The following is a 24,073-nucleotide window of genomic DNA, read 5'->3' on the forward strand; positions in this document are numbered from 1 at the left end:
ATAGCTGCTATATAAAAAAACGGTCCTTAGACGTCGGTAGGCGCACGCCGGTAGTCGGATGGCGTCTTCTGCGTGTGCTGTTTGAAGAACGTAGTGAAGTAAGCCGCCGAGTTAAAGCCTGTTTCCTGTGCGATCTGCCCCATTGTTTTCGTGCTTTCGGTCAGGAGCCGTTTGGCCTTTTTCAGCCGGATCTCTGTCAGGTAATCGATCACGTTCATGTCGAGCAGGGCCTGCACTTTACGGTAAAGCTGCACGCGCGACAAACCCATGTCGCGGCTGAGTTTTTCAACGCCGAAGGCCGGGTCGGTCAGGTTCTGCTCGATCAGGGCGGTCAACTCGTTGAGGAATTTTTTGTCCTGCCGGTTACCGGCCGTTGTGGCCGACTGCGCCAGAAAATCGGACGCGTACCGCCGTTGCCACTTCGCCCGGTTCGCCAGGGTTGTGTGCAGCGTTTCGATAAGGTACGTCGTGTTGAACGGCTTGGTGATGTAGACGTCGGCCCCCGCGCGCGTTCCTTCGATCTGTTGTTCGATCTGTCGCTTGGCCGTTAGTAACACGACCGGAATGTGCGACGTGCGCAGGTCGGCCTTGATTCGTTGCGTTAGTTGCATGCCATCCATGGCCGGTCCACTCAGACCGGACAGCATGATGTCGCTGACGATCAGGTCAGGAACGGTTTCTACGATACGCTCCCAACCCAGTTCGGCCGTCGGTTCGGCGATCACCTCAAACGCATGGCTTAGCTGCTCGGTCAGGTACGTGCGCAAGTCGTCGTTATCTTCAATGACGACCAGCGTCGCCCGTTGTCGCTGCGGATCTGTGGTGGCTGGGCCAGGTGTATCGTCGCTTACATCGATAAGTTGATGCGACAACCGTGGCGACTGCGATAGCTGACCCGGCACCTGTTCGGACGGATCGAGGTGAGCGATGCCGAGGGGAAGTTGAATCAGGAAGGACGTGCCTTTCCCCTTTGCTGACGATACCTGAATGTCGCCCCGGTGAAGGCGCATGAATTCCAGCGACAAGGCAAGCCCAACACCCTTGGCCAGATCGAACGGACGGGGGCCGCTATAAAACAAATCAAACGCGTGGGCCTGTTCGTCCGGTGTCATGCCGTCGCCGTTGTCACTGACGTTGATAAGTGCCTGCTGTCCGTCGGTGCTGATTTGCAGATGGATAAACCCACCACGCGGGGTGTATTTGAACGCGTTCGAGAGCAGGTTGAACAAAACTTTGTCCAGCTTTTCGGCGTCGAACCAGACGAGTAGAGTGGGGTCACTGGTCAGTAAACGCAGGTCGATCCGCTGCCGCTCGGCTTTGCGCTGAAAGTCCTGCACGATGTCGCGGGTAAAAGCGACCAGATCCTGCTCGGTCGCTTTCAACCTGAGTTTACTGGCGTCGGCCTTCCGCAGATCGAGGAGTTGATCGACAAGCCGAAGCAGGCGGTACGCGTTTTTCTGTACCAGCAACAGGCTGCGCCGAACATCCTGCGGACCCACGTTCTTCTTCGTCAGCAGATCTTCCGTCGGGGTCAGAATTAGCCCCAGCGGGGTACTGAACTCGTGGGATATGTACGAGTAAAACCGCAGCTTGTCTTCCGTTGCCAGCCGGGCCTGCTGCGACACCGCTTCGATCTGATTTTTCTGATCCAGAATCTCCGCATTTTTGTTCTCCAGAATTTTGTAGGCGATCTGCTTGCCGCGAAACAGATAAAACGCCCAGACCGCCAGTAGAATCACAACAATCAGGCTGAACAGAGTAACGTACAGCGCTGTTTCCTGCGACGCGTAGGTCTGTGTGAGATCGCTGATGTACCGGCTTTGCTGCTGAATATCAGCCTGCTGCTCCATCAGTCGGTCATACTGAAGCTTGGTGATCTGTACGTTTGACGAATCGATCAGTGTCGTGGGCAGTCGGTTTTCGCGTTGAAACGGTTTCTTATCCAGAATTGCGAGGGCGGTGCGAATGGCTTCCTTTCCCCCCGTCGGGTACAGCACCGTGGCCGTCAACATACCCTGATCAACAAGGTCGATGCCCTCGTTGGGGCCGGGCAGTCCGTCGACGCCAATGATCCGGATTTTGTCGGCCAGCCCCAGTTGCCGGCATACCGTATACGCCTTCCGTGCATTGCGGTCGTTCTGCGCAAAAATCAGCTGAATGTCCGACCGGCTTTTAAGTAGTTGACCCAACTCGTCCGCAAACGATCGTTTGTCCCAGTCGCCCGCCAGTTTGCTGACCAGTTGAATGCCGGGCCGTTTGGCGATGGCGTCCAGAAAGCCCCGGTGCCGGTCGATATCGGCCGATGAACCCGGCGATTCGCCAATTTCCACGACCTTGCCCCGCCCGTTCAGCACGGCCCCGGCATACATACCAGCGGTCCGACCGACCTCGACATTATTGGCACCCACGTAAGCCGTGTACGCATCGGAAGCCGTGCGCCGGTCGAGGATAACGACCGGAATACCCTGATGATAGGCTTTTTCGACGACGGGCGTGATCGGCTGCGCTTCGTTGGGCGAAACGATCAATAGGTCGACCTGTTGGTTGATAAGCTCCTGAATCTGGGTAACCTGTCGTGCGCTTTGCCCGTTGGCGTCCTTGACGATAAACTCGATGTCAGGGTGGAACGACAGCTCCAACTGCATGCTGGTCAGCATCGTCCGGCGCCAGTTGTCGGCCATGGTTCGCTGCGAGAAGCCGATGCGGACGGGTTTGTGCTGAACCGATTGGCAAGCCGTCAGTAGCCAGAGCAGGGCCAGGAGTAAACCGACTGCTGAAGGCCGAACCGGGTTGCTGACACAAAGACGTGTCCGGAACAGCCCCGAACGGGTAGCAGCATCGGTCATACGAATTGGGGCGGATTGGGTACTGGTCAAAGATAAAATTTAATTCAGGACGTACAAAACGGAAAAAGCCCGTTGCCGGGCAGTTCCGTACACATCCGTATGCTCATGCTCGATTAAACGTTGAGTCGTTCGATCAGGGCTTTCGTCAGGCGGGTTAGCTGGGGTTCGGCTACGGCGGCAGCGGCAATGATTTTGGCGATGTCGGCCCGTTCGAGTGTTTCGGGAATGCCCATGTCCGTAATGACCGACACGCCAAACACGCGTAGTCCCATCTGATGCGCGACGATCACTTCCGGCACGGTCGACATACCAACCGCATCAGCGCCCCACTGCCGTAGCATTCGGTATTCGGCTTTGGTTTCCAGTTGCGGTCCCGGCGCAAAAATGTACGTTCCGCGTTTGAGCGGAATACCTAGTTCAGTCCCTAGCGTCAACCCCAGATCAAGCAGTTCGGCATCGTAGGGCGCGCTCATATCGGGAAAGCGGTCACCGAAGGCAGCGTAATGTTTACCAGTCAGCGGGTTCTGAGGCATCAGCAAGCTAATGTGATCGTCGATGATCATGAGGTCGCTGACGGCGAAGGCGGGGTTCAGGCCACCGCAGGCGTTGGACACCAGCAGCGTCGTGATGCCCAGTTCGCGCAAGACCCGTACTGGAAAGGTGACCTGCTGCATGCTATAGCCTTCGTAGAAATGGAAGCGCCCCTGCATCACAACAACGGGCTTACCCGCCAGTGTGCCCAGTAGCAGCCGCCCCGAATGAAACTCGACCGTCGACAGGGGAAAATGGGGAATCTGTTCGTAGGGCAACTCCGTGTCAACGGCAATTTCGGACGCCAGCGCCCCCAGGCCCGTTCCTAAAATAATGCCGATGCGCGGCTGTACGGTGGTTTGCGATTGGATAAAACGGGCTGCCTCCTGAATCTGATCAAGCATTAGGGTTTCGGTTTACGGTATTCGGTATTCAGTTTACGGTGGCCGTCACACAGTGGCTGACGCAAACAGGGCTACCACCGTGGCGCAGTCTTTCAACCGATAGCTGTGTCCACTCCAAGGTCTGTGTCCTCACAGACCCACGTCTGGTAGGCCAACGCTGGCTGACGGGAACAGGTCTGTGCAGACACGGACCTCGGAACTAGTAATTCGTCGCAGGGTGGTACTGCCACACGGTAAGCGTGCAAGTTATCACGAATCGGTGATTGGGCTTGCTGCCGGTTCGTGCAGACTGCTTGAGTGAAGACAAACTTGCTTATGTAGTTTGTCTTCACTCAAGCCCGTTTACTGTTTAAGCATGTCTCGAACTTGCATCAGCGCAAAACCAAGCAGATTCAACCCATTCCAACGTTTCGGGTTATCGGCTCTATCACTGTCAGCCGCTAAACCAATTCCCCAAATCTTGTCTACTGGGCTAGCTTCTACCAGCACTCGTTCTTTGGTGTTGAGTAGAAATTCCTTCAGGTCTGGATGCTGGCTGAACTTATGTAAATTCCCTTCGACCACAAGATTGAAACGGTTGGTATTCCAGACGGCCTCGTCGAAATTACGAACCTGCCGGCCAAGTGTTTTCGCTTCGGCTGGCGATTTAGCCTCAATGATTTTGTCGTAGATTTCTTTGTCGTTGAACAGCAGTGCTTTCTGAGCCATCATCCAATGCTCAGCCGTGTTGTATCTGACCTTGTCAACGATAAATGGCGACGTCCACCACTGACTAAAGCAGGAAGCTGTCAAATCACCACTCTTGCCTTTCTGGTGCCCCCAGAAGAAGAGATATTTTATTCGTTTTTCGCGCTCAAAATTCTCGGTGAGCCATGCTACGCTATATGTCATTCGACTTATTCTCTTGTCACAGGATGCCTGCCTGATAATAATTTTCCTGACCGGGGCGGTTCCCGTGTCGTCTGAAGGCACCTAATGAACTTGGTAAATACGTTGTCGTACCGTTACAGCAGACATTATGTGACGGCCAACGTAAACTGAATACTGTATACCGAACCCCCTCACACACCCAGGTTCTTCCCGGCAATGTACCCCGTTGTCCAGGCATTCTGGAAGTTGAAACCACCGGTAATGCCGTCGATGTTCAACACTTCGCCGGCGAAAAACAGGCCCGGCTGATTGCGACTTTCGAGTGTTTGCAAATTCAGCGTGGCCGGGTCGATGCCGCCACAGGTGACAAACTCGTCCTTGAACGTGCTTTTTCCGGTGATGGCAAACCGGCTGTTCGTCAGCGACTCGATCAGGCGGTTGACGGGCTTGGCAGGTAGGTCGGCCCAACGCTGCTCGTCGACGATGCCGGCTTCGGTAGCCAGGGCCTGCCACAGTCGCGATGGAAGGCCGAACGGATTCTGCGTGAAAATCTGCTTGCGACCATTCTGCTGCCGAAACGTTTGCACCGTTGCGCGAAGCTGGGCCTCGTTCTGATCCGGCACCCAGTTGACCCGTAACGTAAATTGGTAATCGACTTGGGCCAGATCACGGGCGGCCCAGGCTGATAGGCGCAACACGGCCGGACCACTAAAGCCCCAGTGCGTCAGCAACAACGGACCGCGCTGTTCCTGCTTCGTACCCACGACCGAGACAGCCGCCATCGGCACCGATACGCCCGCCAGGGGGAGTAAATAACTGGCCGGTGCGTTAAGCGTAAACAGCGACGGAACAGGGGTAATCAGCTCGTCGGCCTGTTCGGGAATCCAGTCGTAGCTGCCGCGCTGCGGATAACCACCCGTCGCAATCAGCACCCGGTCGGCGGTGAGCGATTCGCCCGTGAGTAGCTTGATTTGCCAGCTACCATCCGCATTAGGCGTAATTGACTCCACGCCACAACTGGTGCGGATGTCGATGCCCAACTGATCGGCCGCATCGAGGAAGCAGTCGATGATGGTTTCGGAGGTGTTCGTCGTCGGGAACATGCGTCCGTCGGCTTCGGTCTTCAGCGCCACGCCCTGCCGGTTGAACCAGTCGACGGTGTCGCTCGCGCTGAACTGCGTCAGTAACGACTTCAACGGTTTTTCACCCCGTGGGTAGTGCCTGACCAGTTGTCGGTTATCGAAACAGGCGTGGGTGACGTTGCAGCGCCCTCCGCCCGAAATCCGGACCTTATTGAGCACCGTGCGATTTTTTTCCAGAATAGTTACGGTGGCGGTGGGGTGTGTCTGGGCGGCTGTGATAGCCCCGAAAAAACCAGCAGCGCCCCCGCCAATAACGTACAAACGTAAAGCAGCCATACCGACTCAGAACAGTAGGGTCGGGTGGGTAGTTCGTCATGGATGGGGGAATTGCGTTCGGCGCTGGTCCGGCATCCGCTCCCGGAGATGCGGCCAATTCATGATAACTTGCGACCGGTATCGCAGCTCATTGCCCGCCAACTGACGCAAACCGAAATCCGTATACTGTCAACTGAATATCCGTAAACCATGAAAAAATTCCACCGCCGGGGCTTCCGGCTGCGGGGCAACACGCTGGTGTTGCTGTTTGTGTTTTTCCTGATTGGCCTGTTCCTGCACTACGGTGGGCGCACGCAGCCGGTCGTCGCGTTCTGGAACGACATACGCGCTATCGTCGGACTGGGGCCGGTGCGGCATCACAAGGAAGGTCGCAACCCGTACAAAGCCCCCGAGCCAACGCAGGACGACGAGGCTACAGATACGCCTTCTGGTGAAAGTGAAGCCAGCGACAGCCGGGGAAATGCGTCGGTGCCGACACCCAGCTCGTCGGGAAAAGTCCTGTTCGACTTCGAGAAGAAACCGGGCTTTATCCTGCCAGCTCACCGGGCTAGTGACGAAATTGTGGAGCATAGCGGGTATACCTTGCGGTTTCGCGATCAGTACAAAGTAGCCGACTGGGTGGCGTATCCGCTGTTACCCGAGGAAATCAACGGGGAAACCGACCGCGAAGGCTCCCGCTTCGTACCCGACCCGGCCGTATCGACAGGCTCCGCACTTCCGGCCGACTACACGCGGTCGGGCTATGACCGGGGGCACCTGGCACCGGCGGGCGACTTCCGGTATTCCCGTAAAATGATGCAGGAGACGTTCTTCATGAGTAACATGACGCCACAGGCCCCCGACTTTAACCGGGGTATCTGGAAAGAGCTGGAAAGTCAGGTGCGGGAGTGGGCCCTGCGCGACAATGGGTTGTACGTGATTACGGGGCCGGTGCTCAAACCCGGATTACCAACCATCGGCAAAACCAACGAAGTGAGCGTACCGGAGAAATTCTATAAGGTGCTGCTGTACTGTAACAATAGCCCATCGGCCCAGCCCCGGATACGCATGATCGGATTTTTACTCGACAACAAAGGGTCTGACCAGCCCCTGACGTCGTTTGTCGTACCGGTCAGCCAGATCGAGCGCCTGACGGGTATTACGTTCTTTCCGCTCATGCCCGCCAGTCTGCAACAGCAACTGAAAAATGAATCGCGCAGCGAAATGGTCAGCGAGTGGTTTAAGTAGAGACGCAACCCTTTGCGTCTCATTTACCGGATGGTCTGGCTGACGCCTGCTGAGACGCAAAGGGTTGCGTCTCTACCGTAATACCCGTTTCAAAAACGCCAGTGTGTATTGCATCGTGGGTTCGAACCACGGGTGAAACAGCCAGAACGTGTGTGGCGCGTCGGCGAAGGTGTGGACCTCGGTGTAGCTGTTTCGCGTTTTGTACCGCGCCAACAGGTCGTCGCGGCCCGCGTGCATCCGGTCGACGGAGCTGTTCAGCAGCAGAATCGGTGCCGGTTTGCTATCCGTACGATTGACGTAAGTGAGGGCAGAGGCTTCGCGCCACAGCGCCACCGTTTCGGTCTTCGGACCACCAAACCAGTACGTGGCTGCCGACGTACTTCGGCTGTCATCACCTTCCCCCGATTCGGGATGATCGAACGCCAGCAGCCCATCGATGTCGACGATGGCCTGTACGGCGCTGGAGTGTCCGGTGGTGCAGCCGTTACCTTCGAGTAGGGGCAGATCGCCGGTCGTGCCGAGTAGCGCGGCCAGTTGACCACCCGCCGAACAGCCCATAGCCGCAATGCGGTTGGTGTCGATTTCCAGCGTATCGGCGTGGGCACGCAGCCAGCGCACGGCATCTTTCAGATCGTAGACAGCCGCCGGGTACAGCGAATCGGTCGAGAGTCGGTAGTCGGCAGTCACGGCCACATAGCCGGCAGTTGCCAGTCGCTTCGCCATGGCCACGTTCATCGACCGGTCGCCTGTCCGCCAGCCACCGCCGTGGATCAACAGCACCGCCGGACGGGGCTTTGGGGCACGTACCACCGGTGAAAAAGCGTCCAGAAACAGGGTTTTGCCGTTGCGCGTGCAATAGGGCCAGTTTGCGGCTACCGACACGCTTTTTTGTAGCGCCGGGTCGGCAACGCTGATCTGCGGGTACTTCTTTTTCGCGTTCAGATACGCACTGTTGACCGTAAACGAAGTGTCGCGCCGATAGGTCAGGCCCGGTGCCGGTAACCAGCCGCGTTCGCCACCGAATATGGTGTTGAGCGTATACCGACTCGCTTCCGCATCCGTAAGCTGCTTCGCCCAAGGAACACGCTGTTGTGAAGCAGCCCCCGGTCCGCGACTCTGGTAGTCGGCGTAATACGTCGTTTTGTAGTTAGTGGTCTTAGCCCAGTTGTCCCAGCCTTCGGGGCGGATGTGCGGGCCCATCTGAGTGCGGATAAAGACCGTTCGCGCATAGGGTCGCCACGGTCGACCAAGGTAAACGCTGGTGACCGACGAGTCGGCGGTGAGGGAGCAGTCGAGAAAGATAAAACCGAACGGCTGACCGGGGCGGGTCGAGGCTGCCGTGATCCACGAGTTGGCCAGGCTTTTGATGGTGCAGCGTTGAAAAACGACCGTCGCTTCGCCGAATAAAAAGTCGACCGTGCCTTCGATGAAACAGTCCTGATACAACTGACGACTTGTCGACGTGGCCATGTATAGCGTGTCCTGATGGCCCAGCAATCGGCAGTGCCGTACGATACACCGGTCGCCTTCGACATGCAGCGCCACCGCCTGCTCTACCCGCGCACCCTGTCGATTGCGGTTGGCCGTGTTCTCGATAGTCAGGTTTTCGAGCACGATGTCGTTGCCTTCGATCAGTACAGTATGGGTGGTGTAGGTAATAAACTTCGATCGCCCTGTTGCATCAGTACCGCCGGGGAAGGGTTTGCCGGCGTAGTCGTCGCCGGTAATGATCGTCCTGTCTTCGCTTTCGCCAATCAACGAGATGTTGGTTTTCCACGACGGTACGACCAGTTTTTCGCGATATGTCCCGTTTTTAATATAGATCAGTACCTGTACCTGCGACAGATCCCGCACCGCATTGACGGCTTCCTGAATGGTTTTGAAATTACCGCTACCGTCCTGCGCTACTGTAAACGATGTTGGATACGGAAACGACACCACCGGTGACTGAGCCATGAGCCGACAGGCAATCAGGAAAAAAAGCAGGAGAAGGGACGGGCGGGGCATGGGGTCGGTTTTTGGTTTACGGTATTCGGTTTACGGCTGTCTACGCTGCACTGTTGATCCATCACACGCAAGCGATTACCATACGAAGCTACCGACCGGATACGGGTTGGCGCAGGCGGGCGGTCAGGTCGGGGGTGAGCGGACGGAGGGAGGTAAGGACCAGTTCGGCCATGCGTCGGGCACCCAGTTCGTTAAAATGGGTATCGTCGGTGCGGCCGCTCGGGTAGTTGGGATGCTCACCCGGTGCCAAGTGATTGAACAACAGTTTCGACGCATCAGGCCCCAGTTGTCGCAACAACGCCTGACTTTGCCGGTCGAGATCGATCAGTGGAACGGCCTGTTCGGCGGCAACCGTTCGAACCAGTTCAGCATAAATGGCATGCGTATCTTCCAACTCGCCGGCCGCACCGAATTTCCGGCGGGCAACCGGCGTAATCAGCACGGGATGGGCTTTTCGGGCGCGGGTTTCGTTGACGTACCGGAGCAGATTGGTTCGGAATTCCGATTCGGTTGTATACGTCTTTTTGGTTTTCACTTCGTCGTTATGACCAAACTGAATTAGTACATAGTCGTTCGGTCGAAGCGAATCGACGATGGGTTGCCAGCGATTTTCGGTCAGGAATGATCCCGTACTGCGTCCGTTCATCGCCCGGTTGTCAACCCGTACGGTTTCATCAAAGAAGTAGGCGAACGGCATCCCCCAACCGGTTTCCGGATAATCGGCAATGGCTTTTACCGACAACGTTGAATCACCGATGAGATAGATTGTGATCGGTTTGTCGGCGATTCGTCCGGCCGATGCCAGTAAACATAAGCTGATGAGTAGTCGAGCAAGCATGTTCTGAGGAGTTGGTTTTCGTAGAGACGCGAAGGGTCGCGTCTCTACAGTTCACACAAACAAAACCGGCACAAATCAGCCAACGTGGTGATCTGTGCCGGTAAGCTAAAAATGAATCGTTTTTACTACTGATGCCTTAGGACGGGTAGTGGCAATGTCTGTAAAAAGGCGCGTAGTTCGTCGGGACGTTGGGTGCCGAGCAGGATGCGTTTGCCCGCTACTGTCTCAATCCGTAAACCCTGATTGCCGGCTATGTTATAAACCCATTCGCCAAAATTCCAGCGAATGCCATACCCGACAAAGTCATACTGCGTAACTGAAGCCCTGCTGACATCCGTCCAGGCTATGGTGCGCCAACGCATAAATGGCCAGAAGCGATAATGAATGCCGGCCTGATCGTAGCGAGTATCCAGTCGACAGCTAAGGAGCAACAGGCTAGCCAGGAGGATTGTCAGCCAACTGAGCCACAGGCCGGCAACGCCAGCGAACATAACGAACATCAGCGCCGTAACGCCCAGCATAATGGCCCAGAGCCACCATTGACGAAATCGCTGTGATTCGGTGAAACTATTCATAAACGTGGATAGCTACGTGCAAACAAAAAGCCGCCCGAATATAAGTCCGGGCGGCTTTTGTGCTTAGGTTTTCTGCTTCTTTTTCTTGGCGGCAGGAAACAGGATATTGTTGAGAATCAGTCGATAGCCGGCCGAGTTGGGGTGCAGGTTGAGGTCGGTCGGTTCTTCGCCGATTTCGTGGCGGTAATCTTCGGGATCGTGGCCACCGTAGAAGGTGAAAAAGCCCCGGCCGTGGGGCGCGTGAATGTAGCGGGCTTCACCAGCGGCCCGGTTTTCAGCCATAATGACTACTTCCGGTTTGATGTAGTTTTTCTTGAACGCCGTCGTCTGCCCCATGAACCCCTTGATCACGTTGAGGTGATTCTGCGTCAGCATGGTGGGAATGGGGTCGTACTTGGCGGAAAATTGAAACAGCGTGAAATAGTCGTTGTGCTCACTCAGCCCCCGTTCTTCCGGCTGATTGTCGATGTTCGAAAACTCGATCAGGTACGGGTTCGTGTACACCTGAAAATTGCGGAACGCGAACGTTTGGCCGAAATCGAGTTTGTTGTTGGCGTTGGGATCGGCGGGGGTGCCGTCGTAGAATGAATCGACGATGTCGGTGTTGTGCGACGCCAGCGCGATGTCGTAGGTATCGGTGGCGTTGCACATGGCGAACAGGTAACCGCCACCCAGCACGAAATCGCGGATTTTTTGGGATACGGCCAGTTTTAGCTGCGGCACTTTATCGTACCCGAACTTACGGGCGATGCTTTCGGCTTCCTGCTTCTGGGCGATGTACCACGGCTGATCTTTGAAATGGAAGAACTTGCCGTACTGCCCCGTGAAATCTTCGTGGTGCAGGTGCAGCCAGTCGTACTCAGGGAGTTTGCCGTTCAGGACTTCTTCGTCAAACACAACGTCGTAGGGAATTTCGGCGTAGGTCATCACCATCGTTACGGCGTCATCCCAGGGCTGCTTGGTTTTGGGCGAATAGACCGCCACTTTGGGTGGTTTCTGCAACTTGACAGCGTCCATGTTGGCATCGGCTGCGTTGACTTCGCTCAGGATCTGCGCCGACTGCGCATCGGAAATAACTTCGTAGCTGACCCCCCGAACAACCAGTTCGTTGATGAACGCCTGATTTTGCGGCATCAGAAACGAACCGCCCCTGTAGTTCAGCAGCCAGTCGATTTCGGTATCGTATTTTTTCAGTACCCAGTAGGCGATGCCGTAGGCCTTAAGGTGATTCTTCTGGTTTTCGTCCATCGGAATCAGAATCTTCGATGCCCAGACCCGCCCCGTCAGTGTGAGCAGGAGACCAAGCAGTATCAGCTGTCGTTTCATTCGGTGTTGTCAATTGAGAGTCTGCGTCCTTGCCCATCGTCGGCTTACCCCCCAGCCCCGAAACGTCGGCCCGGCCTAAAGGGGGAGTATTCCACGAATGAAGTTCACCCCCATTAGGGGGCTGGGGGATAAGCCGAACCAGGCAATGCCCCTGCGTCGGGGGCAACATACTAACGTAATATACACAAAAACTATGCAGTAAAGTTGGTCTGATTTCGGGAAAGGAGCCTGTTTTTTGCATTCGACCAGATTTCTTCTATCAGTCAGGTATAGTCCAGTGCGCATGATTAGTTGGTGCGAAAAAAGTCGCTGATGCTAACCGGCAAGCAATCAGCGAGGTAGTGACAAACGGGTAACTTTTTACGAACGGCCGGGACCGAAAGCTAGGTTTTTCTGCGTACCTTTAATCCCCGTAACGACCAAAACAGGTTTCACTCATGGCGGCTACGGGACCGAAATCCGCGAAATATATTTTTGTTACGGGCGGGGTAACTTCATCACTCGGTAAAGGCATCATTGCCTCATCACTGGCCAAACTGCTACAGGCGCGGGGGTTGTCAGTCACCATCCAGAAATTCGATCCATACATCAACATCGACCCCGGTACGCTCAACCCGTACGAGCACGGCGAATGTTACGTAACGGACGACGGGGCCGAGACCGACCTCGATCTGGGCCACTACGAACGCTTCCTCAACCGGCCTACCTCACAGGCCAACAACATCACGACGGGGCGTATCTACAACAACGTGATCACCCGCGAACGCCGGGGCGACTTCCTCGGAAAAACGGTGCAGGTTGTACCGCACATCACCGACGAAATCAAGCGGAACATCCGGCTGCTGGGCGACACCGGGCAGTACGACATTGTCATCACCGAAATCGGCGGCTGCGTGGGCGACATTGAATCGCTGCCTTTCGTGGAAGCCGTGCGACAGCTGAAGTTCGAACTGGGCGAAAAAGATACGCTCGTCATTCACCTGACGCTGGTGCCTTACCTGCAATCGGCGGGTGAGCTGAAAACCAAACCGACGCAACACTCGGTGCGGATGCTGCTCGAAAACGGGGTGCAGCCCGACATTATCGTCTGCCGGACGGAACACCCACTGCCGCAGGACATCCGCCGGAAAATCGCGCTGTTCTGTAACGTACAGGTAAGCTCGGTTATCGAAGCCGCCGACGCAAGCACGATTTACGACGTTCCACTGCTGATGCAGAAGGAGCGACTCGATCAGCGGGCGCTCTACATGATGGATATTTACAACGACAAAGACGCCGACCTCGACGAATGGAAGTCGTTCTTGGGTCGGCTCAAAAATCCCGGTGACACGGTCAAGGTCGGGTTGGTCGGGAAGTACGTCGAGTTGAAAGACGCCTACAAATCAATCGCCGAAGCGTTTATCCATGCCGGTGCGCAGAACGAGTGTAAGGTGCAACTGGAGTGGATTCAGTCGGAAACGCTGGTCGACGAAAACCACTGCGCCGAAGTACTGTCGGCGCTGGATGCTGTATTGGTAGCGCCCGGTTTTGGCGAGCGCGGTATTCAGGGAAAAATCAATGCCGTGCGGCTGGCGCGTGAAAAGGGTATTCCGTTCCTGGGTATCTGCCTGGGTATGCAGATGGCGGTTATCGAATATGCCCGTAACGTAATGGGTATCGCCGATGCACACTCGACGGAGATGGAACCTGAAACGGCTAACCCGGTGATCAGTCTGATGGCCGGTCAGAAAGACGTGACCAACAAAGGTGGTACGATGCGGTTGGGTAGCTACACCTGCAAACTCAAACGCGACTCGCTGGCCCACAAGATTTACGGTAAAGCGACCATTCAGGAGCGTCACCGCCACCGGTACGAATTCAACAACGACTACCTCGCTCAGTTCGAGAAGGCGGGCCTGCGCCCGACGGGCATCAACCCCGACACCGGGCTGGTTGAAATCGTCGAGCTGGCGAATCACCCCTGGTTTGTCGGTGTGCAGTTTCATCCCGAACTAAAAAGCACGGTGCTGAATCCGCACCCGCTGTTTGTGAAGTTTGTCGGTGCCGCACTGGCCTACAACCGTCAGAAAGAGAACGCCCCGTTATCCGCCACGACCGACGCTACATCCGGCATGGAGACCACTCCTGTAGAAACCGCCGAGGTAATTGGTTAACCGCACCGATTGGCGTAGTTTTGTGAAAATACTTTAAGGTTCACGGTTTTCGGTCTACAGTTTTCGGCAGCGCATACGCTGGACAGTCTGTAAACCGAAAACCGTAAACCGAAAACCAACCAAATGGATCGTAATCAAATTATTGGCATCGTCCTGATTATGGCGATGCTGGTGGGCTATCAGCTGTTGGTGCCGAAACCGGCCCCGCTGAAAGAGCCTGAGCAAACCACGAAGACCACCCGCCCCACCACCGCATCAGCCGCTACGGCCGCCGTCGAAAAAGCCGGTCTACCCCTCGATTCGGCAGCCACACGCGCCAAGTTCGGTGCGTTCGCTACAGCCGCCACCGGCGAAAACCGCGACATCGTCGTGGAAAACAACGAGATGAAGGTCACCTTCAGCACGCTCGGTGGTCAGGTGAAAGAAGTTATCCTGAAAAAATACAAAACGTACGATCAGAAGCCGCTGGTGCTGATCGATGCGCAGAGTAGCCAAAGTGCGCTCGAACTGCCGACGAATCAAGGCAAAATCAACCTCCACAAACTGTACTTTACGACCGACACCCAAAGTGGCTCGGTAAGCGGTCAGCCCCGGCAGATTACCTTCCGGGCCGAAGTGGCACCGGGACAATCGGTCGAGCAGGTGTACGTGATGCCCGGCGAAGGCTACGTCCTCGACTACGATCTGAAGTTGAACGGACTGAACAACGTCGTGACAAACGACAACATCCGATTCTTCTGGGAAGACAAGATGCGGCAGTACGAAAACGACATGAGCAATAACCGTCGGGCTGCTACCATCAATTACCTCACGGCCGACGAGAACTTCGAGAACCTCAAGGAAGGGGAGAGTAACGAAGACGTAACGGCCGAAGAACCCGTTCAGTGGTTCACCATCAAGCACAAATATTTCCTGTCGGGCTTTATCGCCCGGAATGGCGCGATGCCGAAGGCCGAGTTTAAAACGCTGGTCGATCCGGCGTTTACCGACGTGGTGAAAACGGCAACGGCTGACGTGATGCTGCCGATGGCCGACATCAAAGCGGGCAAGGGACAGTATCGGTTCTACTACGGCCCCAACGAATTTCAACTGCTGGGCGATGTCGCGCCGGAGTTCGATCGTAACGTCAATCTGGGGTATTCACTGCTGAAACCGATCAACAAATACTTCTTTGTGCCGGTCTTCAACTTCCTGGGTAAGTTTATCTCGAACTACGGGTTGCTGATTATTGCCCTGGTCGTATTTGTCAAACTGTTGCTGACGCCCCTGACCTACAAATCGTACGTGAGCATGGCCAAGATGCGGGTGCTACAACCCGAACTCAACGCCATGAAAGAGCGTGTCGGCGACGATATGGCCAAACAGCAGTCGGAGCAGATGAAGATCTACCAGGAAGTGGGCGTTAGCCCATTGAGTGGCTGTATCCCGGTACTGGCGACCATGCCGATCCTGTTCTCGCTCTTTCAGCTGTTCCCGAACCTGATCGAGCTGCGGCAGCAGCCCTTCCTGTGGTCGAACGACTTGTCGACCTACGACGCGTTCTTTACCTTCCCGGCCTTGCCGTTTATCGGTAGTCACCTGAGCTTGTTTACGGTGCTGATGACGGCGTCGTCGATCGCGTTCGCGTACTACAACAACCTGAACACACCGACGCAGCCGGGTCCGGTGAACATGAAAGCAATGAGTTACGTGTTCCCGCTGATGTTCATGTTCGTGCTGAACTCGTACCCCGCCGGTCTGACGTTCTACTACTTTGTATCGAACGTCGTGACGATTGCGCAGCAGCAGATTATCCGGCGCTTCGTCGATGAAGACAAAATCAAAGCGGTGCTGGACGAAAACCGGCGTAAGAACGCGGCTGGTGAAGGCAAGAAGCCGGGTGGTTTTCAGGCCCTGTTGCAGAAGCAGCTGGCAGCCGCTGAGGAAGCCCGCAAGCAGGCCGAAGAAGCACAGCGGAAAGCGAAAAGTAAAAAATAAAACCATAGTGGGCCGGGCCACGTTGGCCAGGTCGCGTTGGACCACTGTGGCCTGTCATAAACACTGTCTGGCCAAAAGCAACGCACGTGCGTTGCTTTTGTGCGTTAACCCATAAATGGCTATGACGAAACGTATCTGGGTAGGTTGCCTGATTGGTCTCTCGATCATGGCATCGGCCAGCGGGCAACCCGCAACGGACAGTCAGCGCCGGTACAAGGCCGCTGTGCGGCTGGTGCAGACCGGCGACTACGAACGGGCGAAAGGCGAGCTGAATGCCGTTATTCAGCGGGGTGGACCGGTAGCACCTTACGCACACTACTACTACGCACTGGCGGCCTACCGTCAGAAAAAATTCGACCAGGCCCGGCTCATGCTGCGGCAACTGACCGAGCGATTCCCTGACTGGCCGAAGCAGCCCGACGCTACCTACCTGCTGGGTATCTCGCAACTGGAAGAGGGACGCTACGAAGATGGCCTGCGGACGCTGGATGAGCTGAAAGACCCGGCGCTTCGGTCCGATGCCGCCCGTGCTGAACAGGCAATCCTGAGCCGGGCGACGGACCTGCGGGCGCTTAAGCAGTTGAACCGGAATTTTCCCGACAACCGCATCGTAGGGCAGGCGCTGATCGAACTGATTCAACGCTCGTCCAGCGATCGCGACGATCTGGAACTGTCGGACGAACTGACCAACCGGTTCGGTGTGCCCGGAACCGTCACTCCCCGCCTGACGCCGATGACGTCGGCTTCGGCAACGGCACAGACACCACCCAGCCGCACAAACCGTCCGGCTGGTACAGCTGTAGCGCGGCCAAACCGGGCCAAAAGCGGGTATACCGTAGCGGTGATGCTTCCCTTTCGTGTCGAGGATTTTGCCAATGGCAAGCGGTCGCGCAGCAATCAGTACGTGTACGATCTGTACAACGGTATGTTGCTGGCAAAGGCCAAATTGCAAGAGGAAGGCATCACGGTCAATCTACAGGCGTACGACCTGGACAATGATCCGAACAAAACGCTTGAACTGCTCAACAATCCAGCTTTCGCGCAGACTGACCTGATTGTCGGTCCCCTGTACGTTGAACCGAACCGGATTGCGTCGGCCTGGGCCAACCAGAATGGTATCATTCTGCTCAACCCGATTGCGACCAGCAGCGACCTGATTACCGATCAGCCCATGTCGTTTCTGGCGCAGGCATCGCTGGCACGGCAGGCGGAACAGGTAGCCGGGCAGGCTCATTCGATCAACAGCCTGCGCCGGGCCGCCATCTATTTCGGTAGTACGCGCAAAGATTCGCTGTTGGCCGCAGCGTACCGTGACGAACTGCTGCAACAGCGGTATCAGGTTGTCGACTTCCGCAAAATGGGGCCGACCGCGCAGGCAACGGCCGCTTCGCTGTTCAAACCAGTCGCCCCGACTATCCGTCCGGGTACCGTGATGTCGGGCGCTACCCAACCCGCCGGTACCAGTTCAGCCGCGCCGGTAAGCGCACCCGTACCAGCGATCGGCCACGTTTTTTTATCCAGCAGCAACGACGACGATGGTCCCCGCTTGCAGGAAGCCCTGAGCAGCCGGCGGGTAAACGCCCCCTTGCTGGCCACAGCCTCGGCCTTCGACATGTACAAGGATGGTACGTCGACGTTCTCCCGCCGGGATCTGTATCTGCTCTACCCCGATTACATTAGCCCGGACCGGGATGTCGTATCGACGTTCAACCAGACGTATCTGGCCGAACGCAACACGATACCGTCTGTTTTTGCCAGTGAGGGCTACGATATGCTCCTGTTTTTCGGTCGTCAACTAGCCAAAAACAATGGTCTGCGTAACCGCGACGCCATGCGCTCCGACACCGACGACTACCTGTTATCAGGCTTCGACTACACACAATCTAACGACAACCAAATCGTCCCCATCGTTAAGTTCGACGGCGGCCGGTTTATAAAAATCAATTAATGAGTGATTGAGTGACTGAATGATTGAATGATTGAATAGGCTGGCGCATCCCACTATTCAATCACTCAGTCACTCAATCACTCAATCACTCAGTCATTCAATACCATGACGAGCGAACAACTGTTTGAGAAAGCCAAGACACTGATTCCGGGTGGGGTAAATTCGCCGGTTCGGGCGTTTCGGTCGGTAGGGGGAAACCCGCTGTTTATCAAGTCCGCAAAGGGACCATACCTGTACGACGAAGACGGTCGCGAATACATCGAGTTAATTAACTCATGGGGGCCGATGATCCTGGGTCACGCATTCGAACCCGTCGAGAAAGCCGTTGCCGATGCCATTCAGCATTCGTTCTCGTTTGGCGCACCGACCCGCAAAGAAGTCGAGATGGCCGAGCTGATCGTGTCGATGGTACCGTCGGTCGAGATGGTGCGCATGGTGAATTCAGGCACCGAAGCGACGATGGCCGCGATCCGCGTCGCGCGGGGCTTTACCGGTCGCGACAAGCTTATCAAGTTCGAGGGCTGCTATCATGGTCACGGCGACTCATTTCTGATTGCGGCTGGTAGTGGGGCGATGACGATGGGTATTCCCGATTCACCCGGCGTTACCAAAGCGACGGCCGCTGATACGCTGACGGCTCCGTACAACGATCTGGCCGCTGTCGAAGAACTGCTGCTGAACAACCATAATCAGGTGGCGGCCGTCATTCTGGAACCCGTAGTCGGTAACATGGGCTGCGTACTGCCCGAGCCCGGCTTTCTGGAAGGCATCCGCTCGCTCTGCGATCAGCACGGTGTCGTCCTGATCTTCGATGAGGTGATGACCGGCTTCCGGCTTGCCAAAGGGGGCGCGCAGGAACGCTTCGGCATCACTCCCGACCTGACGACGATGGGTAAGATCATCGGTGGTGGTATGCCGGTAGGTGCCTATGGTGGCCGGGCCGACATCATGCGTATGGTGGCTCCGGCTGGTCCGGTGTATCAGGCGGGTACGCTGTCAGGTAACCCGATTGCCATGTCGGCCGGGTTAGCCATGCTGCACCACCTGAACGATCATCCGGAGGTATATACGCGGCTGGATGCGATCGGCGACAAGCTGACGGCGGGTTTCCGGCAGACGCTGGAAAAACTGGGGTTGGCCTACACGATCAATCACATCAGCTCGATGTTCACCCTGTTCATGACGGAACGGCCGGTGATCGATTTTGCCGGTGCGAAGTCGTGCGACACGGCCTTGTTTGGTCGGTACTTCCACGCTATGCTGGATCGGGGTGTGTATTTGGCACCGTCACAATTCGAGAGTCTGTTCCTGTCTGTCGCCCTCACCGACGATCTCGTCGACCGAATCATCCAGGCCAACGACGAAAGTCTGCGTGATGTGATTGGTTAGACAGGATTACAGGATTAGCAGGATTTTTTGATCCTACACAGCGTAGGATCGATAAGTGCAAACGCTACCCAGTTCGTCGGTAAGTTCGGTGTTTACGCTTGACGGTGACGGACGAACCGAAGTTGATGAGTAGGCCGATATCGTGTCCTGTGCTGGTCAGGTAGTTGACAAGCTGGGCTTCGTGGCGTGTGTGCAGGTTCTCGGTGGCTTTGAGTTCAACGATGATACAATCTTCGACGAGTAAGTCGGCAAAGAAATCGCCGACAACCACTGACTCATATAACACCGGAATCGGTTGTTGGCTTACCGCGTGTAAGCCCCGCTTGTCTAATTCTATTAGCATAGCGTTCTCGTATACTTTTTCAAGGTAGCCAGCACCAAGCGTATTATGTACGGTATAGGCTGCTGCGATAATTTGCTCGGTCAAATAGCTATGTTGCATGAATTTTATGATGGTGTGGTGAGTACTGACAAAGCTATCCACCCAAGCAAGAGTACGCAAACCGCTGGGTGACAGCAGACAATAAAATCCTGTCAATCCTGTAATCCTGTCAATAAATACAATGCTTCGCTTTTCTGTCATCATTCCTGTCTTCAATCGCCCCGACGAGCTGCGGGAACTGCTCACAAGCCTGACGCAACAGACGTATACCAACTTCGAGGTGCTGGTCATTGAAGACGGATCGGCGGAGCGGGCCGAAGCTGTGGTCGGGGCGTTTGCGGACAGACTGGCGATACGCTATTTCGAGAAGCCGAACTCAGGGCAGGGTTTCACCCGAAACTATGGCTTCGAACGAGCCACCGGCGACTACTTCGTCATTTTCGATTCCGACGCGCTGGTACCCCCGCATTATTTCGACACCGTCAGTCGGCAACTGAGCAAGCACTGGCTCGATGCGTACGGCGGTCCCGACCGCGCGCACCCCGACTTCACACCCGTTCAGAAAGCGATCAGCTATTCGATGACGTCACCTTTCACAACGGGTGGTATTCGGGGGAGCAAGGCCAACCTGGGCGGTACGTACCACCCGCGCAGTTTCAACATGGGTTTGTCCCGGCAGGTCTGGGAAACGACGCGCGGCTACCGGCTCAGCCGGATGGGGGAAGACATCGAATTTGCCATCCGGATTATCGACAGCGGCTTCACGACCGGACTGATCCCGGATGCGTTCATCTACCACAAACGCCGAACCCGCTTCGCGCAGTTCTACCGGCAACTCCGCTTTTTCGGTCGCGCCCGGATCAACATCTCGCGCTACTACCCCCGCGAACTGAAGCTGGTGCATACCTTCCCGGCACTGTTTACGCTCTACGTATTCGCTGTCCCCTTTTGGCTGCTCATCAATCCATGGCTGTTTGGCCTGGCTGTTGCGGGTCTGCTGGTGTTTTCGCTGGCGATTCTGATCGACGCAAGCCGGAAAGAAAAAAGCCTGTATGTGGGCTGGCTGAGCGTAAAGGCCGCTTTCGTACAACTGATTGGCTACGGTGTTGGCTTTATGAGCGAAGGCTGGAAACGACTACGCGAACCAACCGGATTCCGCGAAACCGGTGCAACCATCGATTATCCGTCCTGACAAGAGGCTGGTCTGTATTTTGCTGCGTATATAGTCGATGGTGCTTGACAATGTCGCGCTTTTAATGTATATTACGTAATTGTTAAGTAACTGAAGCCGCCCCCGAAACGCGCGTTTCAGTTAATAGCCCCTAACGTAAACACATGGCAAAACTCAGGAAACCCCCCGGTCAGCGTATGATTAACCGTATGAGCACGCGTGCAAAGTGGCAGGTGCTGACGCCGTTAAGCATGCTGTCCTTTGTGGTGGGCCTGTGCGTATTCAGTGAAGCCGCTTTCCGGCGGATACAGGGCGCTCCCACCACCCAATGGGTGCTTTGGGGCGTTTACGGCTTAGTGTTTACTGTGGGGGGGCTGCTGCTCTTCGGACAGGCGCAGCGATTCCGGTCGCAGCTCGATTACCGGCGCTTTGTGCGTCGGGAGCTAAAAAAGCGTGATCGGGGACGGGGGCGCGACACGCAAGCGAACCGTACCAAACAAAAATCCTCACCCGGTCGGAGTGAGGATTAAGTGATTCGCAATACGGCGTATGATTAGGCCTGCTGCTTCTTCTCTTCGAACGATGCTTTGATTGCGTCTACGTCGACGTTCCGGATGATCGGCTTGCGCAGCAGTTGTTTGATCGCGTTGGTTTTGTTGTTGGCGACGGCGCGGTTCTTACGGCCTTTCCGCTTCAGTTCTGTTACTGCCATGACGGTATCGTATGTTTTAAATGACGGTTCAATTTTTCGAACCGCAAAAATAAGGTTTTATCTCATAAAACGACAGTAGTCACGCCGTTTTTTCATCGGGATGTCCAGGCGAATGGTGAGCAGAAACCGTAAAATCCTGTTTATCCTGTACGCCTGTCCCTTATTTTTGCGCCATGCAAAAACCGACCTTACCCAAAGGCACTCGTGACTTCGGGCCGGAGCAAATGCGCAAACGGCTCTTTATTTTCGATACGATCCGGCAGACGTTTCAACGCTTCGGCTTTCAGCCCCTCGAAACGCCATCCATGGAAAACCTGTCGACGCTGATGGGGAAGTACGGCGATGAAGGGGATCAACTCCTGTTCAAAATCCTGAACTCCGGCGATTTCGCGGGTAGCCTGACTGAAGCTGACTTGCAGGCTGGCAGCAAAAAGCTGACGCCGAAGATCAGTGAAAAAGGCCTGCGGTACGATCTGACGGTTCCCTTTGCCCGCTACGTAGTGATGAATCGGAACAACCTGCCGATGCCCTTTAAACGGTATCAGATGCAGCCGGTGTGGCGCGCCGATCGGCCGCAACGGGGTCGCTACCGTGAGTTTTACCAGTGCGACGCCGATGTCGTTGGGACGGATTCGCTGCTGTGCGAAGCGGAGATTATCCTGATGATTCACGAGGTGATGCGCAATCTGGGTATGCAGCACTTCACGCTCAAGATTAACAACCGCAAAATTCTGGCGGGCATTGCCGAAGCCATCGGTATGCCGGGGCAGGAGGGGCCGCTGTCGGTTGCTATCGACAAGCTGGATAAGATTGGCAAAGACAAGGTACTCGACGAACTGCGTGAACGTGGTTTTTCGGAAGAAGCTATTACCAAACTGGAACCGCTGTTCGGATTCGACAACGCGTCGACAGCCGACACGCTGACTATGCTGGCTAGTTGGCTGGACGCATCGACCACCGCGCAACAAGGTGTGGCTGAACTACAGGAAACGCTGCAACTGGCGACGATGGCCGGTCTGGAAAATGCGCAGATCGACATCGACCCGACGCTAGCCCGTGGTCTATCGTATTATACAGGGGCCATCTTTGAAGTAAAAGCCAACGGTGTGTCTATCGGTAGCATCAGCGGGGGCGGTCGCTACGATAACCTAACGGGCGCGTTTGGCATGCCGGGCCTGTCGGGTGTAGGTATCTCCTTTGGCGTCGACCGGATTTACGACGTTATGGACGAATTGAATCTTTTTCCCGCCGGAACCGGGCAGGGCACGCAGGTCCTGATTGTGCCGTTCGACGCCGACGCGCGTGGCGTAGCGTTGCCCCTGGTGACGCAATTGCGGGCTGTGGCTATTCCGGCTGAGGTATATCCTGATCTGGCAAAGGTGAAAAAGATGCTCGACTACGCGAATGCCAAGCAGATTCCCTACGTCGTGCTGATCGGGTCGGAAGAAGTGCAGACTGGTCAGTTGACGGTAAAAAATATGGTCACGGGTGAACAACAAAAGATAGCCCAGGCTGATGTTGCGTCGTTTGTAAGACAGAGGTAATGCCCAATCATTCGTAGTTAGTCGGTTGAAAAACAGACCTAAAAGGTTTTCGAAAACCTTTTAGGTCTTGCTCCACTTCATTTACGGCATTCGAGTGCGGCTGCCCCTTCGAAGCGATCGGCAGCTTCGACATGCCGGAACATCGGGTCTTCGGAATCATTGAACCGGCAGGCCCGGATCTGCACAAAGCCAGCTTTTCGTAATTCTTCGGCCAGTGATTTCGTATCCCACATCCATAAATGGTGTGAATTGCCAAACAGGGCGCTAATCCGGCTGCGAACGGTTGTCGGCCGGGCTTTGACACCCAGCAAGGTCGTGTCGATAAAGGCAATGCTCGATGCAGGGTTGCCTTTGTCCAGCTCCGCAATATAGGCCCTGGCTGCCGATTCCAGATCGGGAACGACACAGCGGAAGACACCACCGGGCTTTAGAATGCGGTACGAATTCGTGAGCGCCCGCCGAAAGTCATCGAGCGACAAATGTTCCAGCGTGTGGGAGCAATACAGCCCATCGCAGGTGTTGTCGGCAACGGGAAGTCCCCTGATGATGTCGCCGTATAAAACGTTGTCCGGGAAAACGGTATTCAGCCGCTTTTTCAGTAACGAGCCAGCAATAGGAAATTGCTGAATGCGAAGCGTAGGCGAAACGTCGAAATTAGTCCATTCGCTGGGCGCTGACAGCCCGCATCCGTATTGTACGTACATCTTGTCCATTCTCGCTATAAGTAGTATCTGCCTGTTTATCGGTCGACGTAG

The 24,073-nt window shown here is 55.7% G+C and carries 19 protein-coding genes; 8 read left to right on the forward strand and 11 right to left on the reverse strand.

Features of this window, described 5'->3' with window-relative positions; genetic code table 11:
- Positions 1-26: 26 nt before the first annotated feature.
- The 4 genes from CLV58_RS18740 to CLV58_RS18755 form a co-directional block, all read right to left on the reverse strand.
- On the reverse strand, positions 27-2,846 hold the full coding sequence (locus CLV58_RS18740) for a hybrid sensor histidine kinase/response regulator transcription factor (protein ID WP_106139357.1): 2,820 nt from the start codon (positions 2,844-2,846) through the stop codon (positions 27-29).
- Between the two features lie 113 nt (positions 2,847-2,959).
- Positions 2,960-3,781, reverse strand: coding sequence for a purine-nucleoside phosphorylase (locus CLV58_RS18745; protein ID WP_106139358.1), 822 nt, complete (start codon positions 3,779-3,781; stop codon positions 2,960-2,962).
- A gap of 342 nt (positions 3,782-4,123) precedes the next feature.
- Positions 4,124-4,753 carry a riboflavin biosynthesis intermediates N-glycosidase gene (locus CLV58_RS18750; protein ID WP_245882380.1) on the reverse strand — a complete coding sequence of 210 codons (630 nt, stop codon included), beginning with the start codon at positions 4,751-4,753 and terminating at the stop codon, positions 4,124-4,126.
- An 89-nt stretch (positions 4,754-4,842) separates the two neighbouring features.
- Positions 4,843-6,069: a BaiN/RdsA family NAD(P)/FAD-dependent oxidoreductase gene (locus tag CLV58_RS18755; protein WP_106139360.1), complete on the reverse strand. Its 1,227-nt coding sequence runs from the start codon at positions 6,067-6,069 to the stop codon at positions 4,843-4,845.
- A gap of 189 nt (positions 6,070-6,258) precedes the next feature.
- On the opposite strand from CLV58_RS18755, the gene CLV58_RS18760 reads away from it, so the two are divergent.
- A complete protein-coding gene (locus CLV58_RS18760; RefSeq protein WP_106139361.1) occupies positions 6,259-7,296 on the forward strand; it encodes a DNA/RNA non-specific endonuclease in 1,038 nt (345 codons plus the stop codon).
- Between the two features lie 72 nt (positions 7,297-7,368).
- Here the strand turns inward: CLV58_RS18760 and CLV58_RS28785 are convergent, their stop codons facing one another.
- From CLV58_RS28785 to CLV58_RS18780, 4 genes are all read right to left on the reverse strand, one after another.
- Entirely contained in the window at positions 7,369-9,303 is a 1,935-nt protein-coding gene (locus tag CLV58_RS28785; RefSeq protein ID WP_245882381.1) for a pectinesterase family protein, read from the reverse strand.
- Between the two features lie 88 nt (positions 9,304-9,391).
- Entirely contained in the window at positions 9,392-10,141 is a 750-nt protein-coding gene (locus CLV58_RS18770) for a rhamnogalacturonan acetylesterase (protein WP_106139362.1), read from the reverse strand.
- A 125-nt stretch (positions 10,142-10,266) separates the two neighbouring features.
- Positions 10,267-10,716, reverse strand: coding sequence for a hypothetical protein (locus CLV58_RS18775; RefSeq protein ID WP_106139363.1), 450 nt, complete (start codon positions 10,714-10,716; stop codon positions 10,267-10,269).
- Positions 10,717-10,779: 63 nt separating this feature from the next.
- Positions 10,780-12,042 carry an asparagine synthetase B gene (locus tag CLV58_RS18780; RefSeq protein WP_106139364.1) on the reverse strand — a complete coding sequence of 421 codons (1,263 nt, stop codon included), beginning with the start codon at positions 12,040-12,042 and terminating at the stop codon, positions 10,780-10,782.
- A gap of 437 nt (positions 12,043-12,479) precedes the next feature.
- On the opposite strand from CLV58_RS18780, the gene CLV58_RS18785 reads away from it, so the two are divergent.
- The 4 genes from CLV58_RS18785 (at position 12,480) to hemL (ending at position 19,509) form a co-directional block, all read left to right on the forward strand.
- Entirely contained in the window at positions 12,480-14,195 is a 1,716-nt protein-coding gene (locus CLV58_RS18785; protein WP_106139365.1) for a CTP synthase, read from the forward strand.
- A gap of 123 nt (positions 14,196-14,318) precedes the next feature.
- Positions 14,319-16,172, forward strand: coding sequence for a membrane protein insertase YidC (yidC, locus tag CLV58_RS18790; protein ID WP_106139366.1), 1,854 nt, complete (start codon positions 14,319-14,321; stop codon positions 16,170-16,172).
- A 121-nt stretch (positions 16,173-16,293) separates the two neighbouring features.
- Positions 16,294-18,120: an ABC transporter substrate-binding protein gene (locus CLV58_RS18795; RefSeq protein WP_106139367.1), complete on the forward strand. Its 1,827-nt coding sequence runs from the start codon at positions 16,294-16,296 to the stop codon at positions 18,118-18,120.
- A 105-nt stretch (positions 18,121-18,225) separates the two neighbouring features.
- On the forward strand, positions 18,226-19,509 hold the full coding sequence (hemL, locus tag CLV58_RS18800) for a glutamate-1-semialdehyde 2,1-aminomutase (protein WP_106139368.1): 1,284 nt from the start codon (positions 18,226-18,228) through the stop codon (positions 19,507-19,509).
- A 64-nt stretch (positions 19,510-19,573) separates the two neighbouring features.
- On the opposite strand, the gene CLV58_RS29075 is transcribed toward hemL, so the two are convergent.
- Positions 19,574-20,182 (reverse strand): GxxExxY protein, encoded by a 609-nt coding sequence (locus CLV58_RS29075; RefSeq protein WP_342748930.1) that lies wholly within the window; start codon positions 20,180-20,182, stop codon positions 19,574-19,576.
- Between CLV58_RS29075 and CLV58_RS18810 the strand changes: the two genes are divergently transcribed.
- Together CLV58_RS18810 and CLV58_RS18815 are read left to right on the forward strand one after the other, a co-directional pair.
- A complete protein-coding gene (locus CLV58_RS18810; RefSeq protein WP_106139369.1) occupies positions 20,073-21,083 on the forward strand; it encodes a glycosyltransferase family 2 protein in 1,011 nt (336 codons plus the stop codon). The genes CLV58_RS29075 and CLV58_RS18810 overlap by 110 nt on opposite strands.
- A 188-nt stretch (positions 21,084-21,271) precedes the next feature.
- Positions 21,272-21,592, forward strand: coding sequence for a hypothetical protein (locus tag CLV58_RS18815; RefSeq protein WP_245882382.1), 321 nt, complete (start codon positions 21,272-21,274; stop codon positions 21,590-21,592).
- A gap of 23 nt (positions 21,593-21,615) precedes the next feature.
- On the opposite strand, the gene CLV58_RS28430 is transcribed toward CLV58_RS18815, so the two are convergent.
- Positions 21,616-21,774: a hypothetical protein gene (locus CLV58_RS28430; protein ID WP_170108738.1), complete on the reverse strand. Its 159-nt coding sequence runs from the start codon at positions 21,772-21,774 to the stop codon at positions 21,616-21,618.
- 173 nt (positions 21,775-21,947) lie between these two features.
- Between CLV58_RS28430 and hisS the strand changes: the two genes are divergently transcribed.
- Positions 21,948-23,318 carry a histidine--tRNA ligase gene (hisS, locus tag CLV58_RS18820; RefSeq protein ID WP_106139371.1) on the forward strand — a complete coding sequence of 457 codons (1,371 nt, stop codon included), beginning with the start codon at positions 21,948-21,950 and terminating at the stop codon, positions 23,316-23,318.
- 77 nt (positions 23,319-23,395) lie between these two features.
- Here the strand turns inward: hisS and CLV58_RS18825 are convergent, their stop codons facing one another.
- The gene (locus CLV58_RS18825) at positions 23,396-24,031 is read right to left on the reverse strand and encodes a class I SAM-dependent methyltransferase (protein ID WP_106139372.1); all 636 of its coding nucleotides are present in this window, start codon (positions 24,029-24,031) and stop codon (positions 23,396-23,398) included.
- Positions 24,032-24,073: the final 42 nt, after the last annotated feature.

This window comes from Spirosoma oryzae (assembly GCF_003002825.1).
Lineage (GTDB): Bacteria > Bacteroidota > Bacteroidia > Cytophagales > Spirosomataceae > Spirosoma > Spirosoma oryzae.

Bases quoted from the DNA above. Each gene is read 5' to 3' on its own strand.
- CLV58_RS18760 (WP_106139361.1), top strand. From the start codon at position 6,259: ATGAAAAAATTCCACCGCCGGGGCTTCCGGCTGCGGGGCAACACGCTG.
- CLV58_RS18815 (WP_245882382.1), top strand. From the start codon at position 21,272: ATGAGCACGCGTGCAAAGTGGCAGGTGCTGACGCCGTTAAGCATGCTG.
- hemL (WP_106139368.1), top strand. From the start codon at position 18,226: ATGACGAGCGAACAACTGTTTGAGAAAGCCAAGACACTGATTCCGGGT.
- yidC (WP_106139366.1), top strand. From the start codon at position 14,319: ATGGATCGTAATCAAATTATTGGCATCGTCCTGATTATGGCGATGCTG.
- CLV58_RS18825 (WP_106139372.1), bottom strand. From the start codon at position 24,031: ATGGACAAGATGTACGTACAATACGGATGCGGGCTGTCAGCGCCCAGC.
- CLV58_RS28785 (WP_245882381.1), bottom strand. From the start codon at position 9,303: ATGCCCCGCCCGTCCCTTCTCCTGCTTTTTTTCCTGATTGCCTGTCGG.
- hisS (WP_106139371.1), top strand. From the start codon at position 21,948: ATGCAAAAACCGACCTTACCCAAAGGCACTCGTGACTTCGGGCCGGAG.
- CLV58_RS28430 (WP_170108738.1), bottom strand. From the start codon at position 21,774: ATGGCAGTAACAGAACTGAAGCGGAAAGGCCGTAAGAACCGCGCCGTC.
- CLV58_RS29075 (WP_342748930.1), bottom strand. From the start codon at position 20,182: ATGACCAGCACCTCGAAGTTGGTATACGTCTGTTGCGTCAGGCTTGTG.
- CLV58_RS18755 (WP_106139360.1), bottom strand. From the start codon at position 6,069: ATGGCTGCTTTACGTTTGTACGTTATTGGCGGGGGCGCTGCTGGTTTT.
- CLV58_RS18795 (WP_106139367.1), top strand. From the start codon at position 16,294: ATGACGAAACGTATCTGGGTAGGTTGCCTGATTGGTCTCTCGATCATG.
- CLV58_RS18785 (WP_106139365.1), top strand. From the start codon at position 12,480: ATGGCGGCTACGGGACCGAAATCCGCGAAATATATTTTTGTTACGGGC.
- CLV58_RS18775 (WP_106139363.1), bottom strand. From the start codon at position 10,716: ATGAATAGTTTCACCGAATCACAGCGATTTCGTCAATGGTGGCTCTGG.
- CLV58_RS18810 (WP_106139369.1), top strand. From the start codon at position 20,073: ATGCTTCGCTTTTCTGTCATCATTCCTGTCTTCAATCGCCCCGACGAG.
- CLV58_RS18780 (WP_106139364.1), bottom strand. From the start codon at position 12,042: ATGAAACGACAGCTGATACTGCTTGGTCTCCTGCTCACACTGACGGGG.
- CLV58_RS18740 (WP_106139357.1), bottom strand. From the start codon at position 2,846: ATGACCGATGCTGCTACCCGTTCGGGGCTGTTCCGGACACGTCTTTGT.
- CLV58_RS18745 (WP_106139358.1), bottom strand. From the start codon at position 3,781: ATGCTTGATCAGATTCAGGAGGCAGCCCGTTTTATCCAATCGCAAACC.
- CLV58_RS18770 (WP_106139362.1), bottom strand. From the start codon at position 10,141: ATGCTTGCTCGACTACTCATCAGCTTATGTTTACTGGCATCGGCCGGA.